We start from the raw sequence: 17,087 nt of genomic DNA, 5'->3' as shown, positions 1-17,087 counted from the left end.
CGGACTCCGGCCATGCCCGTTCGCGATCTGAAGAATGGCCGGATCGTCGAGGAGACCACCTTGGGCCAGCGGGCTCCAGGCCTCGGTGGAAATGCTTAGGCGGCGCTGAAGGCCCCGACGTCCTGCTGCTGCAGGGCCGGGTGCAGTTCCACCTGATTCACGGCCGGCACCGTTCCGCCGAGGTCGATCAGGCTTTGCAGGTGTTCGGGCAGGAAGTTGGAGACACCGATCGCGCGGACACCACCGTCGGCCAGCAGCTCCTCCAGGGCCAGCCAGGAATCGGCGTATTTCCCCAGTTCGGGCGCGGGCCAGTGGATGAGGTAGAGGTCCAGGTAGTCGAGGCCGAGCTTGTCCAGGCTCGACTGGTACGCCGCAAGGGTGGCGTCATAGCCGAGGTCTTCAATCCACAGCTTGGAGGTGATAAACAATTCGTCGCGGGCGATCCCCGATTCTGCCAGGGCGCAACCTGCGCCGGCTTCATTGCCGTAAATGGAGGCGGTGTCGATGCTCCGGTATCCGGCGGCGAGTGCCTCGCGGACCGCAGCGGTGGTGTCGTCGTCGGACACCTGGAAGACGCCGAAACCGAGCTGTGGCATCTGCACGCCGTTGTTGAGCGTGACGGTGGGAATGGTAGTCATGGCTTCTCCTTGGAGTTTGTGGTGGTGAACGGGCCGGACGATGTCCGCGCATCGGGTGCGGTCAGTCAAGGGGGGCATGCACAGGCCCCCTAAAACTGACTGAGGGAAATACGCGGCGTAAGCTTTTAGTTGCAGGCGCGCTCATTGTTGTTGCACACGCAGCTATGCCACGCAAACAACTAATATGTTCGTTAGGGTCTGGCCTTGGCATGAGTCCCCCGCTACGGTGGCGTATGAACACCGGGCTTTCACCGAGACCTGATCGAAGTGAGGAATCGTGGTCGGATCGCTGAGCAAGTGGGGCAGGGCCGGTTTGGGCGCCGCCCTTCTGAGTCTGACCGTGCTGATTGCCGCGTGCCAGCCAGGCCCGCCGGAGCCCACGCCTCCGCCTACGCAGCCCGTTCCGTCTCCGACGCAGCCGGCGCCTTCACCGTCGCAGTCATCGCCCGCGCCGACCGTCAGTCCTCCACCGCCGGCGGGTGAATCGGTGCGCTTCACCGCCCAGGGGGACGTCGGCGTCGGCCCGGGAGCAAAAAAGGTGCTGGACGTCATTGCGGGCCTCAATCCGCGACTGAATCTAGCCCTCGGGGATTTTGGCTATAAGGCAGGACTCGAAAAGGAATTCTGCGGCATGGTCACCGGCAAACTGGGCGGCGACTTTCCCTATCAGTTGATCACCGGAAACCACGAGAGCAACGGTGAGGACGGAGATATCGAGAAATACGTCCGTTGCCTTCCGAACAAGTTGCCCGGCCTTGAGGGCACGTACGGCACCCAATGGCGCGCTGACGTCCCGGAGCAGAATCCTGTGGTGCGATTCATTCTGGTTTCACCCGGGATCGATTTCAAGAATGGAGGACCCCTCGATTATTCGCGGGGAAGCGAACGCTGGCGCTGGACGGCGGAAGCCATCGACCAGGCACGGGCACAGGGAATCCCGTGGACCGTAGTCGGGATGCATGTCCCTTGTTTCAGCCTCGGTGAGAAGAGCTGCCAGGCCGGCAAGGACTTCACGAACATGCTGATCGAGAAAAAGGTCGACCTCGTGTTATCCGGACATGATCACGTCTATCAGCGGTCGCATCAAGTGGGGCTTGGCGGCAGATGCTCGGAGCTCGTCCCGGCCAACTTTTCCGCACTGTGCCTGACCGACACAGACGGCAATTTGTTGCAGGGCTCAGGAACGGTATTTGTCACCGTCGGCGTTGGTGGCGTGGGTCTCTACAACGTGGAGAACAACGATCCGGAAGTTGGCTACTTCTCGGCCTGGTCCGGCAAGAACCGGACTCCCGCCTTGGGCACGCTGGACGTCACAGCCACGGCATCGGAACTTGCCGCCCGGTTCGTTCCAGCGGAGGGGTACAGCTTCACGGACTCCTTCATCATCCAGCGAAAGTAGCCCGGTTTATTCTGCCAGGCCGCCTTCCGGCGGACGGGGATCCTTCAGACCCGAAACCGGTGGGGGTTTTACCGGCTGCTTTTGCGGGTTCCGGATACCGACGGCGGACACAAGACCGCCGAGGATCAGCAACACTGCCGTCGCGGTCAATACGCGGTGAAACCCGTCCAGCTCAAGCCTGCTGCCTACGATGAGGCCCAGGAGCGCGATGCCGATCAGGCCCGCGACCCGGCTGATGGCGTTGTTCACTGCGGATCCGATGCCGGCCTGCTGTTCGGACACCGAACCGAGAATGGCGGCGGTGAGAGGTGCGACGGTCGCAGAGAGCCCGACTGCGAACAGGAGGATCCCGGGCATCAGCTGGGTCCAATAGTTGACCGGCACTTCAGCGGCGAGCATCAGGAGGTAGCCGCCTCCGGCGAGAACCGGGCCCAATGCCATGAACCACCGGGGGCCGAACCGCCCGGCCAATGAGCCAAACCATGACGCAAATAGAATGCTGACGATGCTGACGGGAAGCAAGGCGAGGGCGGCCAACGTAGCCGGAAACCCGGCCACCTGCTGCAGGAATAGCACAATGATCAATCCCCCGGTCGACAGCGCAGCGTAGACGAAGGCCGTAGCCATATTGCCGACGGCAAAGTTTCGGACGGAGAAAAGGCTCAGGGGCAGGAGTGGCTGTGGCGCGGTCTTTTGCCGCCAAATGAACCCGGCGAGGCATAGGATGCCCAGGATGAAGGGCACCAGGATGAGCGGGCTCCCCCAGCCATGGTTGCCTTGTTCGATCAGCGCGTAGACCGGCCCCGCTAAGCCGAGCACACAGAGCACGGCACCCGGATAATCAATGCGCACCCCCGCCTCGCGCACATCCTTGGCCCGCAGCCCGCCGAGCAGGTACAAGGTCACAGCAAGGGGCAGGACGTTGATTCCGAAGACCCAACGCCAGCCCACGGAATCGACGAGCACTCCGCCGAGCAACGGACCCGCTATGAAAGCCACGGTTGTACCAGCTGTCCACTGGCCGATCGCCTTCGCCCGGGGAGCCGCGTCGAAGTTTGACGTGATCAGGGCCAGGGAACTGGGCACCAAGAGGGCGGCCGCGACACCTTGAAGCGCCCGCGCCCAGATCAGCACCTCCGCCGTGGGCGCCAGCGCACACATCACTGACGTCGCGCCGAATCCGATCAGGCCTACGCGGAGAACGGCAATGCGTCCTAGCAAATCAGAGAGCGAACCTGCGACCAGGATCAGTGATCCCAGTGCGATCAGGTAGGCATCGACAACCCATTGCTGGGTCCGGATGCCGCCGCCCAGTTCACGCGAAATGGCCGGCAGCGCCACGTTGATGACGCTGCTGTCGAGAAACGAAACAAATGACGCGAGAATCGCGATCCAAAGCACAAGCCTCTGCGTACGCGTCACGGGTGGGGAGCTCACCCTCCGAGTTAACACCCGCACCCGCGATCGCCGGCCCAGCCCGACCGCCGGCGGCCCCTACTGCGGGCCGGCAACGGCCTTCGAGCCATTCACCAAGGATCGGTCGATTTTCGATAACTGTGCTGGAGAACGGTCCAGCGGCTATTCGCCGATCTGGGAGAAGTCGCGGCTCCCGATGTGATCCAGGAGCGGGTCCCGATCGAGGCCCAGAAGGGCCGAGGCCAGACTGGCGACCAGGTCAAGCACGTCATCGCTGCTGGCGGTGCCGGCCAGAACATCCATGACCAGTCCGTCTTCCTGGCCCACCAGGGTATGCGCAATCTTCGCCGATTCAAGGACCGGAACGAACTCACCGGCCTGTATTCCGTCGGCAATGATCTTTTCGTACGTCAGTTGCTGGCTGCGGGTGAGTTCCTCTTGGATCCGCCGGTGCTCATGTCCCTGAGCGAATGTGTCCAGTATTCGGAAAGAATCCGGGAAGCATCATCCTCCAGCCCCGCCGTCGTGCCCGCGCTGATGACGGCTGCGAGCCTGATCGTCGGGCTCAAAGCGGGGTCCGCCGCCTCGGTCAGCCTCGCGAGAAATCTGTCGGAAGAGGCCTGGACGGCCGCTGCGGTGATTTCGGCAGGGCTCCCGTAGTAATACAGGACGGCATTGGCCGCCATGCCCGCCTCCGCCGCAATCGCCCGCAGCGTCGCAGCTTCCGCGCCGTCACGGGCGGCGACGGCCTGCGCTGCCGTCGCAATCTCCCTGCGGCCCGCTTCCCTGTTGCTGAGGATCGTCCCCCACCGCTCCATCCCTGCCCTTTCCGTTGCCGCTACGGGCAAGGGATTGAGGGCCGGATCGATCGGTATTGGCCCGACGGTGGCCTTAGGTCTTGCCGCGGCGAAGGGCCTGCACGGATGTGGATTGCGTGGTCTCCGCGATCAACGGGCCTCGACAGCGCGCCCAGAGACTGGACGCCACCGAAATCCAGGCCACATCGATCCTCAACGGCGCCTTCACCGATATGCTTTCCGGCCAGGCACCAATGATCCTGTTCTCCCTGCGGCGTGTGCTCTTCTGGTCCGACCCCGACCAGATGCTCGACTTCACCACCAAGGACGACACGGCCACGTACACTGCCGCGGCCGCCCTCGACGAGCGGGCGCCCCGTGTCCTCCAGGTGGCTGGGGACCAGGTCTCGGCGCGCACCCTGGCAGCTACCATGAGCCGGGCAGTCAGAGCCCTCATGCCAGCCTCTACCGTGCCGTTCCCGCCGTGGCAGGGGATGCAGTACTTCGCCAGCATGTTCAGCGGAGACGCGACCCTGCGCTATATCAACAACGACCGGTACGGCAGCCGGAAATGGACCACCGCCCGGGACGTCCTGGAGCTGCACCGCCAGCAGAGCTGACCCTGCAGCAAAGCGTAGCCAGCGACGTTGTGGTTCTCGGACCAGCTACTTGTCATCCGCGGCCCGGGGGAAGAGGCTTGGCGGCAGGGGCCACCCCGAGTAGCCTGACCACGGGCAGGTCGTGCTGCCGCTGCGGCCGGGCGATTCTAAGGGGCTAGCCATGAGCAGGTCACACCGGACAACGAATCACGAACCCGACACAGCCGTTGAGCTGAACCCATTGTTCAGCTGGCCGGGGGAATCCACCCTCTTTCCGCGCTTCACGATTCCGGATGGAAAGTCCCTGCCCTCGACCGCTTATCAGGTTGTCCACGATGAGGCGATGCTGGACGGGAACTCCCGCCTGAATCTGGCCACGTTCGTCGGAACGTGGATGGAACCGGAAGCATCGAAGCTTTACGCCGAGACTTTCGACAAAAACATGATCGACAAGGACGAATACCCGCAGACGGCGCTGATCGAGACCCGGTGCTGGCGGATGTTGTCCGACCTGTGGAACGCGCCCGACCCGGCGAAGACCATCGGGGCCTCCGAGGCGTGCATGCTCGGCGGCCTGGCGTTGAAGCGCCGTTGGCAGCACAGCCGGCGTGCAGCCGGCCTGCCAACGAACAAACCCAACCTTGTCCTCAGCTCAGCCGTCCAGGTGTGCTGGGAGAAATTCTGCAACTACTGGGACGTGGAAGCCCGTTATGTTCCGGTGTCGATGGAACACCCGACGCTTGACGGCCATGACCTGGACCGCTATCTGGACGAGAACACCATCGGCGTCGTCGCCATCATGGGCGTTACCTACACCGTCACCTACGAACCGGTCGACCTGATCTCGGCAGCCCTGGACGACGTTCAGGCACGCCGTGGCCTGGATATTCCGATCCATGTCGACGGCGCCTCCGGAGCCATGGTTGCCCCGTTCCTGCAGCCGGGGACCGTCTGGGACTTCCGTCTCCCCCGGGTCGCCTCGATCAACACGTCGGGCCACAAATACGGCCTGGTGTATACCGGCCTCGGCTGGGTCGTCTGGCGGGACGAACAGGCACTCCCCGATGACCTGATCTTCCACGTCAGTTACCTCGGTGGTGACATGCCGACTTTCGCCTTGAACTTTTCACGGCCCGGCGCCCAGGTGCTGCTGCAGTATTACCTCTTCCTCCGGCTCGGCTTCGCCGGATACAGGTCGATCCAAGCCGCTTCCCGGGACGTTGCGCTCTACCTCTCGGGTGAATTCGGCGCCATGGAACCCTTTACCCTGTGGAGCGACGGATCAGACATCCCGGTCTTTGCGTGGCAGCTCACGGACGGCCACACCGGGAACTGGAACCTTCACCACCTGTCCGAGCGTCTGCGGATAAACGGGTGGCTCGTTCCGGCCTACCCCATGCCTGAGGGGCTGGGCGAGGTCACGGTACAAAGGATCGTCGTCCGTAACGGATTCACGCGGGACCTCGCATCCAGCTTCTTGAATGACCTCACAAGGGAAGTCGCCTACCTTGATGCGCTAACCGCGCCGATGCCCCCGGGCGGCCAAACCCAGGCCTTCCACCACTAGCCAGCACATGAAGGGAGGAACCCGCCATGTGCCGACTATTCGGGCTGCATGCCGGTCCCCAGCCAGTCCGTGCCACGTTCTGGCTCCTGGATGCTCCGGACAGCCTCGCCGAGCAGAGCCGGCGGGAGCCCGACGGAGCCGGCATAGGGACCTTCGATCCGGATGGCAGAGCACGAATAGCTAAACGCCCGCTTGCCGCGTGGGAGGATCACGCCTTCGCTCGTGAGGCCCGGGAGCTAAAGAGCACAACGTTCCTGGCCCACGTTCGGTATGCCAGCACCGGCGCACACACCATGGTCAACACACACCCGTTCGAGCAGGACGGACGGCTCTTTGCCCACAACGGCGCCTTCGGTGGTCTCGAACGGCTCGACCAGCGTCTGGGCGAGCTCGGCGTTTCGGACCTCGTGCAGGGACAGACCGACAGCGAGCGCCTCTTCGCGCTCATCACTGCCGAGACCCGCCGGAGCGGCGGCGACGTCGGAGGAGGCATCACCCGGGCCATCAAGTGGATCGCCAGGGAGTTGCCCGTGTTTAGCCTGAACCTCATCGTGACAACTGCTACGGACCTCTGGTCACTCCGCTACCCGGCCACCCACGAGTTACACATTCTCGAAAGGGACCCTGGCGCTGCCCCCGCTCAGGCGTCGGCCCCTTTGGACGCCCGGAGCACGCGAATCCGCGCCCACTCCATGGATCTTTCCCGCTCCCCGCATGTGCTCTTCGCCACCGAACCGATGGATCACAACCCGGGCTGGCATCCCATGGCATCCGGTGAACTGGTGCACGTCGGTCCGGTTTTGACTGTGACGGCCACCTTCCCCTTCCCGGACGCCCCAGCGCATCCGCTCACCCTCGCAGATCTCGAACCGTCCGCGGCGGCGTCCCAGAAGTCTTGACCACGACCCCGACGGCGAGAAGTCACCGCGGCGCTGCCCTACGAACTCCGGACCGGTCTGGCGGCTCGACCTTCCGCATCGATTCAGTTCACCTGTCTCGGGAGGCGTCTCATGTCTGCGTTAGTCGGAGACAGTGGCCAGATCGCAGCGCCGACTGGTAATTTCTGCGTCCCTCTCGAGGGCCAGTTCCCCGAAAGGGACGTGATCCGCGGGTTCATGATGGCTGACGCGGGTGGCGTCGGCGACGACGTCGGCGAGGCTGCCGTTGCGCTCGAAGGCCTGCCGCTGCCGGTTGGCCCCCGTACCTCGGTTGAAGATCCTCAGCAGTGACTCAGAGACGTAGGGGGCATCCCCGGAATCGTCCAGGGCGTCCAGGACATGCTCGTGGAGCGCGGCGAGGACATTTCGTGCGGTGTCGGGCCGGTGCGTTACCGGATGGAGGAGCTCCCCGTCCATGCCCCAACGGCTGGCCCGCCAGGCTCCCTGACGCAGGATTGCGGCGGGAACCATGTCCGGCGACTGTCCGGCCTCCCATTCCCCGGCCGCAGTCTCCACCAGAGCCCGGACCAGCGCGGCGATCAGTGCGGCGTCCCGGGCATCAAGACAAACATCAGCCACCCGGACCTCGACGGTTGGGTGGCGAATGGACAGGCGCGCGTCAAAATCCGGGCTGGTGACGACCCCCGTGTCAGACAGGCGTTCCACCAGCGAGTGGTAGGCCCGTGCCGAGCCGAAGACGTCTGTGGGCCCCGCAGTGGACCACCGGTTCCAGGCCTGGGTTCGGAAACTGGCATAACCGCTGTCTGTGCCGTTCCAGAACGGGGAGTTCGAGCTCAATGCTATGAGCGGCGGCAGCCAGGCTCGGATCCGGTCCAGGACTGCGACGCCTTCCTCATCGGAACCCACGGATACATGGACGTGGTACCCGCAGGTCAGCTGCTCGCGGGCCGTCAGAGCGTGCTTTTCCATCAAAGCGTCATAACGGTCGTTTCTGGTGGCGTGCGGTGTGGCCGGCATCGGGGACGTGGCGAGGGCAGCGATCCTCGCGCCCGCTTTCCGAGCCAGCGAGTCGGCATGGTCTCGCCCCGCCCTTATCTCGGCAGCGAGTCCGCTCAGGCTGCCGTGCGGGTGCGTGATGACTTCGATCTGTTCCTGATGCAACTCGGCGGCCAGCATCTGAAGGGGCACCAGGTGGTTCACAGCCTGGTGGGCGGGATCGTGCAAGCGAAGCACATCTCCGGCCAGGGGCAGGGGGTTCCCGCTGTCGGGATCCACGATTAGGAATTCTTCTTCAACACCGAAAGTACGCACCTGCTAAGTGTGACCGACGTTTGCGCCGGCGGACGACTCCGGGTCAGTTTTCCGCGCGCAGGAGCGACGGTCACTGATCTTGAGGATTGCCGGTCCCAGGTGCGGCAATCCGGACCCGCCGGAACGTCACACCGAAGAGTTCTGCATTTACAAGGGCCAGATGAGTCGGTACGGATGTACAGTCTTTGCACGGCCTCCCTCGTTCGGAGATGTGTTGTCCCTGAGCAGTAGGCCGGTTCCGGACTCAGCCGGAACGGGGGAACAAAGGAATAGCCCATGTCGATGGATGAGTCGTCCCTTCCAGCGGGCCCGGGGACGCAACGCCCCGCAGACCCGGTCTTTGGCGGGTCCCGCAGGAAAGTCGCATCGGGAATACACCGTCAGGCCTCAGCCATTATCGACGCGGTGCTCTCGGACCCCGCTCCGGAACAAGCCCTCATCCGGGACCGGCTCCGCGAACATCTTAACGCCCATCCCGGGCACCCCGAAACAGCGCTGACCGAACACCTGATCTCCCTTGGGTCCCTGGGCAGGTTCGTTGACGGCGCACACGTACCATCGGCTGCCTCGTCCGACGCGACGCACCCGGAAGACGGTTCGGCCCCGTCAGCGGCCGAACGCGCATTGCGGATCCAGGCGGTTCTGAGAGAACGGACGCTAGTAGCGGCCTTCCAACCTATATTCGATCTCAGCACGGGCAACGTGGTCGGAGCCGAGGCGCTGACACGGTTCGTCAGCGACAGGAGCGATGCCGCAGACTGGTTCGCCGCGGCGGCCGGAGCCAGGCTGGAAAGTGAGCTTGAATTCGCCGCGCTGGAGTGCGCCCTCGCCGCGGCCCAGCACCTGCCGGCACACCTGTTCGTGGCTCTCAAGCTTTCCCCGGCCACCTGCCTGGACCCGCTCCTGCCTGGACTCCTTCAGGGTTCCATGTTCCCCCTCCCCAGCACCGTTCTGCAGCTCACCGGGGCGCTTACCACGGAGCAGCCCGCCGCACTGGTCAAGGCCCTCGCTGCCCTGCGCAGGTGCGGAGTCCGGCTCGCCGTTGACCGCGTGGGCTCGTACTTCGACTCGCTCAGCCACATCAGGCAGCTCAAGCCCGACATCATCAAACTGGACCGCAACCTGATCTCCGGAATTACGACAGATCCCCTTCATTACGCCTTCGGTGACGCTATGACCGGTTTCGCCGAGCAGTTTGGAGCGACCGTCGTCGCCGAGGGGATCGAGACCCCGGATGAACTGGCAGCTGTCACCGGTCTCGGCGCGATGGCCGGGCAGGGGTATCTCCTCGGACGGCCTACAGCCAGCCCCCGCGACTGGGCGAGCTGGAACTACACGGGAACGGACGTCCACTCCCGGAAAGATCCTGGCCACGCCGCACGGCCCTGACGCCGACCCTGCAGTCCCACCGCACCAGGACGAAGGATCCGCTGATGCCGAGCACATGGGTTCGAGGGTTTCCGGCCGCACCAAACTCCGGCGGTCAGTTCCACGATCCGTTGCGGTAAGCCCGCTGTCGTCCTGAACGGCAGCAACGCCCCTGCTACCGGCTGCTCCCGAGACCGTCCTGATTGGCGGCGGCCTGGCCGTGGAGATGATCTTTGTGGCGGCCCTCCTCCCGGTGGTGCTCCAGTTTCTCCTCGGCGTACCGCCGGCGCTGGCCGACGGTGCGCATTTGCTGGGCGGTCGGTGAACCGCCGTGACCTTCCTGATGGTGGGTGATCCCGCGGAGACTCAGCCTTGTTCCCGCTCATACTGAAATCGTCCCCCCGGGCACCCCCGCGAGGAAGGATATCCAGGCAGGCTCCGGGCAGCGGAGCGGTGGCGGGTCAATTCCGTAAGGAGTGCCCAAGGCCCGCAGCGTCTTCCTCTACAATGGTCAGCCGGGCCGGGGCCGGGAATATTATGCCCGAGACGTGCAGGTCAGTGGGTAGATGGGTCAGGGCATGGGGTCGCTACGCCAGCGGCCCGAACAACGAAAATGACTGGCGCTCGACGCCAATTCACCTGAAGTCATACGCAGCCTGACGGGAGCGCAATCCAGCCGAGAATTGGACTGCTTTTCTGGTTGACACGTCGCCCCGATGATTCTAGATTTTTGTTGGTCCAGAATCGTTTTCGGACCGGTCACGCCTCACATTGGATGCTGTTTCAGTTGAGCGGCGCTGCCGCCGGAATGCAGGAGACCATGATGACGAAGACACCATTTGATGATTTCTTCACAGAATGCGTTGCCCGTGATCCAAACAATGATGGGCTCAGGGTGGAGGAGTTGTACGGCCTATACCTCAGCTGGTGCGGACTGAGAGGATCTGTACCTGCCCGGGGACGGGCGTTCAGAGCGGCACTGCGCACAGCCGGTATCCGTCCCTCGCACCGGAGCGGCCTCTGCCCGGGGGTCACGATGGCAGGGCCTGCCGCGTGCGATTACATCGTGCACCGTGAGCTGCCGCTCGCCGTGCTGGATGCACGTCCCGACAGCCACTTCCGCGGCCTGCCAGGGACGACGACGGTAGGGGCCAGGTCCCTCTTTGAGGCAGGGCCCGAAGGGCCACACGACGCTGTGCCGGCCGCGTGACGTCCCGACCTGGCGGTACCCGCCGCGTTGTTGGATGTCGGAAACGTCGAGTCTGGCCGATGCCACGGACGGTGGCTAGCCTGAAATTGTGTCCCTCGGCAGCCGGCCGGGGCAGCACCCTCAGAAGGAACCTCATGGGACTGGGTGACAAGATCCACGACGCCGCCGAAAAACTTGGCGGCACGGGCAAGGAAACCGCAGGCCAGGCAACACGTGATGACCGCCTCAAGGCTGAAGGCAAAGGCGATCAGGTCAAGGCGGACCTGAAGCAGGCTGGCGAAAAGGTCAAGGACGCTTTCAAGAAGAAATGACCACCGATGGAACCTGGAACTGCGACCCAGGAGGGTGCCGAATCGCACCCTTCCGGGTTTCCCCGCCCACATCCGTTTTCAGCCAGTCACCAGCCGATAGCCCGGCTACCCAACGCTCCCCACACAGCCGCCCTCTGTCGTCCCTCACGTCGGCCTGCCGGAGGCACCGACAGGCCACGGAGAGCCTCGAAGGAGCGCAAATCTTCCGGCGGCGGGTCTTGCAACATCGTAAGCATGCTGATTAACTCATGAATACGGCCGCTGACCACGCGACGGTCCTACCGAAAGGAAAAGTACAGCCATGGGAATTCTCGGATTTCTTCTCCTTGGGCTCATCGCAGGGGCAATCGCTAAAGCCATCCTTCCCGGCCGACAGGGCGGCGGCTGGGTGATCACGCTCGTTTTGGGCGTCGTTGGGGCAATACTGGGCGGCTGGATCGGATCGTTGATTTTCGCCGGAGGTCTGGGCGACTTCTTCGATCTGCGGACCTGGCTCCTCGCCATCCTCGGCGCTGTCATCGTCCTTGGAATCTACGGCGCCGTTGCCGGTCGCCGAAGCAGGGCGTAAAGGCCGGCGTCGGCCGACTTTGCCCGGCGATCGACGGAGTTTTACCGGCCTCCCGCCGGTCCAAGCGTGCTCCACTGCGTATGGTGGCGGTCCGGCGCCCCAGCCGGCCGCCACTCACGGGTAACTCTGCGGACACAGCTGACGCTGCAATCCGGTTAGTCGATACAGCTCGTGTGCCACCCTGGGCGAGACTGTGGGTCATCAGGAACGGACAAGCTTAATCCAAGATCCATCCCGCAGTGCGCGCCATAGCAACCCGGGCTGACCGGCTGCCGCCAGCTCTCCCCCTCCGGAAGACTGGCCCATGGAGGATCGATACCTCCACAGCCCACGCAAAAATCTGGAGGTCAACATAGACCAGTACGCTACCTCCGGGATGCTTCTGGCTTGGCGTGGGTCGTGAATCTTGGATGTCTGGACCTCAACCCGCACCCCGACGAACTCCGGGTCGGTCTCGACCCGATGCCGGGGTCGAATGGTCGCAGATCGTTGACGTCGCCTATGTAGCGCGGGAGGTGCTCGACGACGTCGGACTCGTGGCGTGGCCGAAGACGAGCGGGTCGCGCGGACTCCACATCCTCGTGCGCATTGCGCCCCAGTGGTCGTACCGAGACGTGCGGCTCGCCGCCGAGACGCTCGCCCGCGAGGTCGATAACCGCGCTCCCGGCCTCGCCACGGCGCGGTGGTGGAAGGAGGAGCGCGGCGAGACTGTGTTCGTCGACTTCAATCAGAACGCCAAGGACCGCACCGTGGCATCGGCGTACTCGATCCGACCCCTGCCCGATGCCCGGGTCTCGACTCCGCTCACTTGGGACGAAGTGACCACCATCCGGCCGGAACAATTCACGGTGCCCACGATGCTTGAGCGCTTCGCCGTATTGGGCGACCCCCATGCCGGCATCGACGACGCGGCAGGGACACGCGACAGACTCATCACCTTGGCTGCCGAGCTCGGCCCCGCCGAAAAGCCGCCGCGCGGCGGAGACGGCTTGGGCCACCGGCAGTCGGTGATGCCGCATATCGAGGTGGCACATACCAAGACCAGGCCCGAGGCGCTCGCGGCGCTCGACGAATGGACGACGCGGCATGCGAGCCTCGTCCCGACCCTGCATCCCGCCGACATCCTCGTCGACGGAATGCGCGGATCGAGTTCGCTCTGGTACCGGGTCCGGGTGAACCTCCAGCATGTCCCCGAAAATGAGCTTCCGCCACAGGAGGAGCTCATCGCTGACTACGACCCCTGGGCAGGCAAAGAGTGGCCGGGGCGCCTTGGGTCTTGACACGACAGGATGTTTTCCAGGCCCAGGCGAACACGTGCCCCGACCCGGTCTGAGGCCTGAAATGTGGACGATGAACACACCCCAAATTCCGGGTAATTCATTTAACGACACGGGCTCCGTCCGTCAGGAAGGGCCCCGCTTTCGTAGACTCGGTGGAGATCCGACATGTCTCCTCTAGAGACAAGCCCGCCACAGGAAGAACCATCGATGAAGATTATCGTCCTAGTAAAGGAGGTCCCCGACACGTACGGGGACCGAAAGCTGAACCTTGAAACAGGCCTCGCCGATCGAGAAGCCAGCGAGGCAGTCATTGATGAGATCGGTGAGCGGGCCTTGGAGCTGGCGCTTGCGTACGCCGACGCAAATGCGGGCACTGAGGTCGCAGTCATCTCCCTCGCTCCCGAGCGTGCGACGGCGACGATACGCAGGGGGCTTGCGATGGGCGCGGGGAGCGCCACCCACGTCTCTGACGAGGCGCTCCGGGGTGCGGATCTTGGACTTACCGCTGAAACCCTGGCAGCTGCGATCCGCCGCGTTGAGTTTGACCTCGTGATCACCGGCAACGTCTCCACCGATGGTTCCGGCGGCATGATTCCCGCGATGCTTGCAGAATTACTTGATGTGCCGCTTGCTACCGGCCTGAGCTCCGTAGAGATCAGCGACGGCGCGGTGTCCGGCTCCAGGCCCATTGAATCCGGCGTGCAGAAGGTATCAGCGAACCTGCCCGCGGTGATTTCCATTACCGAGGCGCTTCCCGGGCCGCGCTTTCCGAACTTCAAAGGGATTATGGCCGCGAAGAAGAAGCCCCTGGAGGTGCTTACCCTCGCGGACCTCGGGATCACGGCCGACAACCCGGACGCGGCCCGGTCGATCATGCTGACCGTTGCAGAGAAACCGCCGCGCGCGGCGGGCGTAAAGATCATTGACGAGGGTGATGCCGGCGAGAAGCTCGCTGACTTCCTTGTAGAAAACCGACTGGCGTAAGGAGTAACGACATGACTGAATTCCCTCGTGACGCAATCCTCGTCGTCGTGGAAACCCGGGCCTCCGGTGAACTCGAAAAGGCTGCGGCCGGGCTCTTCGGCGCTGCCGCTGCAGTTGGTACGCCCATTGCATTGGTGCTTGCCTCACCCGGCGCCGGGAGCGCCGCCGCCGCGGATGCCGCGGCCCTGGGTGCCGCGCGCATACTGATCGCGGAGACTTCGGACACATCCGCGCTCGGAGTGCCGAGCGTTGACGCGCTTGCCGCCGCTGTGGAGCAGGTGCAGCCAGACGCGATCCTGATTTCGCATTCCCTGAATGGGCGCGACCTTGCAGGGCGTTACGCTGTCCGTTCGCGTGCAGCGATTTCTGCCGATGCGATCGGTGTCTCACGTGATGACAAGGGCGTCGTGGCGCACCACTCCGTCTATGGCGGAGCCTATGATGTGACGTCAACATCCACGTTTGGGGCGCCGGTGATTACGGTTCGCCAGGGCTCCATCGATGCGCGTTCCACGGCCCAGCCGCAAGCGTCGGCGACCTTGGCAGTGCCACGCTCCGACAAGCCTGCCGCGCGGATCGACTCGTTCGAGGAAGTAGTTGTCGCCACCTCGCGGCCGGAACTGCGTGGTGCCGCGAAGGTTGTCGCGGGTGGTCGCGGCCTCGGGTCCGAGGAACAGTTCGCACTCGTTGGACAGCTCGCCGATACACTCGGCGCGGCCGTTGGTGCTTCGCGTGCCGCAGTGGATGCAGGCTACGTCCCCCAGTCACAGCAGGTCGGCCAGACAGGGGTTTCCGTGTCGTCACAGCTGTACATCGCGCTGGGCATTTCCGGCGCGATTCAGCACCGGGCTGGCATGCAGACCGCGAAGACGATCGTTGCCATCAACAAGGATGGAGACGCGCCGATCTTCGAGATCGCCGACTTTGGTGTGGTCGGCGACCTCTTCAAGGTTGTACCCCAGCTGATTAGCGCACTTGAGGCTCGGAAGAAGTAGTGGTGGCAACTGAGTCTCAAAACATTCGGCGGGGCCTACCGCGCGTCGAGGGCGGTGACCCCTGGCCTGCAGCAGGCGAGGCACCCGCACGTATTCTCACGGCAGGAGCCGCAGCCGCGTCGGCGTCCGTTTCCGGGGCGGGATCGGTCACCGCCGGGCCAGCGGCCGCCGGGGCCCCCGCTCCCGATGCTGCCCAGGAAATAGCACCGGGTGCGGCATTGTCCGCTCCGGTCCCCGCAGTGAACGCAGGCGCGGCGGTGGCCCGGCAGCTTCGCCGTGGCCTGCCGCGTGTGCCCGGCGGCGAGCCTTGGCCGCCAAAGGGCGAGGTTTCGGTGTCAGTAGCGGCTTCGTCCGGCGCTCCCGCGGCAGTCGCCACGCCCGCGTGGGCCGCAGATGCTGCTGAGAAAGCAGTGCCGGCAGCGACGTCGCCTGCAGCTGCTCCGGCTACCGCACCCGCCACACCGGCGATGGGAACCACCTCGCTTCGTCGCGGGCTTCCCCGTGTCCCCGACGGCGAACCGTGGCCGCCAGCTGGACTTGCTCCGGCGGCCGCTGCCGCCGTCGTCGCCCCTGCTGCGCGGGCAGATCCCGAACACATCGCCCAGGCCCATCCCCCGGCAACCAGCGTGGTGGAGACCGTTGCCGAGGCGGAGCCGACGGCGACCGTCACTGCACCCGCGGTCACAGCTGCCCCAGCATCGGTGGCACCGTCCGTCGCCGCTGAAAAGCCGGTGAAGCCAAACGCCGAGGCAAGGCTCTCCGGTTCGCGCACCCTGGGTCAGTGGATCAAGCTCATTGTGCTCCTCGCGGCCGGCGCCGTGGCCGCCGCAGCGATTCTTGTACTCGCCGCGCGCGGTGTGACGACGCTTCCCGGCGTGCCGGCGTTCCTCGAGAGGTACCCCGGCGAATATCCGCTGCCCGAGACCGCCGAGCCCGGCTTCCCGTGGTGGGCGCAGTGGTCACACTTCATGAACCTCTTCCTGATGGTGCTCATCATTCGCTCCGGCTATCAGGTGCGCACGCAGCAGAAGCCGCCGGCGTTCTGGACGCCGAAGCGGGGCGGCAAGAAAATCAGCATCAACCTGTGGCTGCACCAGTCGCTCGACATTCTATGGCTGGTCAACGGTGCCATCTTTGTGGTGCTGCTGTTTGCTTCCGGCCACTGGATGCGAATCGTACCGACCAGCTGGGAGGCGTTCCCGAATGCGCTGTCCGCGCTCCTGCAGTACATGACACTGGACTGGCCCGTTGAGAACGGCTGGGTAAACTACAACAGCCTGCAGCAGCTCATGTACTTCCTCGTGGTGTTCATCGCGGCCCCGCTCGCGGCGATCACGGGTGCGCGCATGAGCGAGTTCTGGCCGAAGGAGGCGAAGACGCTGAACAAGCTTTACCCGGTGGAGGTTGCGCGCGCGCTTCACTTCCCGACGATGCTGTTTTTTGTGCTGTTCATTCTCATCCACGTGTTCCTGGTGTTCTCGACCGGTGCGCTGCGCAATCTGAACCACATGTTCGGCGGCACCGACGTGGTGAACTGGGTCGGGTTCTGGCTCTTCGCGGCCGCAATCGCCATCACGGTGGCCGGTTGGTACGCCGCCCGCCCGCCCGTGTTCGCACCAATCGCGAAGCTATTCGGTCCGGTGAGCAGCCGCTAGGGTGTGTTGCTAAACCCTTTGAAGGTTGATTTCCGTCAGGCTTGATTCATGGCAGCAAGGCAGGAAATTTCTGACAAGGCATGGGCTGTG

Annotated in this window: 16 protein-coding genes and 1 pseudogene; 12 read left to right on the top strand and 5 right to left on the bottom strand. The window is 64.3% G+C overall.

All coding sequences use genetic code 11. The annotated features are described in order from the left end of the window. Positions 1-95: 95 nt before the first annotated feature. Positions 96-638, bottom strand: a complete 543-nt coding sequence (locus tag ABIB51_RS21250; RefSeq protein ID WP_354191336.1) for an aldo/keto reductase — start codon at positions 636-638, stop codon at positions 96-98. Positions 639-992: 354 nt separating this feature from the next. Between ABIB51_RS21250 and ABIB51_RS21245 the strand changes: the two genes are divergently transcribed. Both ABIB51_RS21245 and ABIB51_RS21240 read left to right on the top strand, forming a co-directional pair. Next, complete coding sequence (locus ABIB51_RS21245; protein ID WP_354191335.1) at positions 993-1,121, top strand: hypothetical protein; 129 nt, start codon at positions 993-995, stop codon at positions 1,119-1,121. A 4-nt stretch (positions 1,122-1,125) separates the two neighbouring features. Then, the gene (locus tag ABIB51_RS21240; RefSeq protein ID WP_354191334.1) at positions 1,126-2,037 is read left to right on the top strand and encodes a metallophosphoesterase family protein; all 912 of its coding nucleotides are present in this window, start codon (positions 1,126-1,128) and stop codon (positions 2,035-2,037) included. Between the two features lie 6 nt (positions 2,038-2,043). Here the strand turns inward: ABIB51_RS21240 and ABIB51_RS21235 are convergent, their stop codons facing one another. The 3 genes from ABIB51_RS21235 to ABIB51_RS21225 all read right to left on the bottom strand — a co-directional run bounded on the left by ABIB51_RS21235 (position 2,044) and on the right by ABIB51_RS21225 (position 4,271). Next, positions 2,044-3,474, bottom strand: a complete 1,431-nt coding sequence (locus tag ABIB51_RS21235; RefSeq protein ID WP_354191333.1) for an MFS transporter — start codon at positions 3,472-3,474, stop codon at positions 2,044-2,046. A gap of 141 nt (positions 3,475-3,615) precedes the next feature. Then, a complete protein-coding gene (locus tag ABIB51_RS21230) occupies positions 3,616-3,780 on the bottom strand; it encodes a hypothetical protein (RefSeq protein ID WP_354191332.1) in 165 nt (54 codons plus the stop codon). A gap of 83 nt (positions 3,781-3,863) precedes the next feature. Then, a complete protein-coding gene (locus ABIB51_RS21225; RefSeq protein ID WP_354191331.1) occupies positions 3,864-4,271 on the bottom strand; it encodes a TetR family transcriptional regulator in 408 nt (135 codons plus the stop codon). A 116-nt stretch (positions 4,272-4,387) separates the two neighbouring features. Between ABIB51_RS21225 and ABIB51_RS21220 the strand changes: the two genes are divergently transcribed. From ABIB51_RS21220 to ABIB51_RS21210, 3 genes are all read left to right on the top strand, one after another. Continuing rightward, the gene (locus tag ABIB51_RS21220; protein ID WP_354191330.1) at positions 4,388-4,870 is read left to right on the top strand and encodes a Rossmann-fold NAD(P)-binding domain-containing protein; all 483 of its coding nucleotides are present in this window, start codon (positions 4,388-4,390) and stop codon (positions 4,868-4,870) included. A 160-nt stretch (positions 4,871-5,030) separates the two neighbouring features. Beyond that, entirely contained in the window at positions 5,031-6,416 is a 1,386-nt protein-coding gene (gene gad, locus ABIB51_RS21215) for a glutamate decarboxylase (protein ID WP_354191329.1), read from the top strand. Positions 6,417-6,442: 26 nt separating this feature from the next. Beyond that, entirely contained in the window at positions 6,443-7,315 is an 873-nt protein-coding gene (locus ABIB51_RS21210; RefSeq protein WP_354191328.1) for a class II glutamine amidotransferase, read from the top strand. A 120-nt stretch (positions 7,316-7,435) separates the two neighbouring features. On the opposite strand, the gene ABIB51_RS21205 is transcribed toward ABIB51_RS21210, so the two are convergent. After that, positions 7,436-8,626, bottom strand: coding sequence for a glutamate--cysteine ligase (locus ABIB51_RS21205; RefSeq protein WP_354191327.1), 1,191 nt, complete (start codon positions 8,624-8,626; stop codon positions 7,436-7,438). 276 nt (positions 8,627-8,902) lie between these two features. Between ABIB51_RS21205 and ABIB51_RS21200 the strand changes: the two genes are divergently transcribed. From ABIB51_RS21200 to ABIB51_RS21170, 7 genes and pseudogenes are all read left to right on the top strand, one after another. Continuing rightward, positions 8,903-10,015, top strand: coding sequence for an EAL domain-containing protein (locus ABIB51_RS21200; RefSeq protein ID WP_354191326.1), 1,113 nt, complete (start codon positions 8,903-8,905; stop codon positions 10,013-10,015). A 1,323-nt stretch (positions 10,016-11,338) separates the two neighbouring features. Then, positions 11,339-11,515, top strand: a complete 177-nt coding sequence (locus tag ABIB51_RS21195; RefSeq protein WP_354191325.1) for a CsbD family protein — start codon at positions 11,339-11,341, stop codon at positions 11,513-11,515. 301 nt (positions 11,516-11,816) lie between these two features. Beyond that, on the top strand, positions 11,817-12,083 hold the full coding sequence (locus tag ABIB51_RS21190; RefSeq protein WP_354191324.1) for a GlsB/YeaQ/YmgE family stress response membrane protein: 267 nt from the start codon (positions 11,817-11,819) through the stop codon (positions 12,081-12,083). 369 nt (positions 12,084-12,452) lie between these two features. Beyond that, positions 12,453-13,363 (top strand): annotated as a pseudogene (locus tag ABIB51_RS21185) (DNA polymerase domain-containing protein); the annotation flags it as partial. Positions 13,364-13,570: 207 nt separating this feature from the next. Next, entirely contained in the window at positions 13,571-14,347 is a 777-nt protein-coding gene (locus ABIB51_RS21180) for an electron transfer flavoprotein subunit beta/FixA family protein (protein WP_354191323.1), read from the top strand. Between the two features lie 11 nt (positions 14,348-14,358). Beyond that, complete coding sequence (locus tag ABIB51_RS21175) at positions 14,359-15,342, top strand: electron transfer flavoprotein subunit alpha/FixB family protein (protein WP_354191322.1); 984 nt, start codon at positions 14,359-14,361, stop codon at positions 15,340-15,342. A 626-nt stretch (positions 15,343-15,968) separates the two neighbouring features. Beyond that, complete coding sequence (locus ABIB51_RS21170) at positions 15,969-16,997, top strand: cytochrome b/b6 domain-containing protein (RefSeq protein WP_354191321.1); 1,029 nt, start codon at positions 15,969-15,971, stop codon at positions 16,995-16,997. Positions 16,998-17,087: the final 90 nt, after the last annotated feature.

Source organism: Arthrobacter sp. UYCu712, from assembly GCF_040547005.1.
In the GTDB taxonomy this organism is placed as follows: domain Bacteria; phylum Actinomycetota; class Actinomycetes; order Actinomycetales; family Micrococcaceae; genus Arthrobacter.
This window is presented reverse-complemented; position numbering and strand designations above follow the sequence as displayed.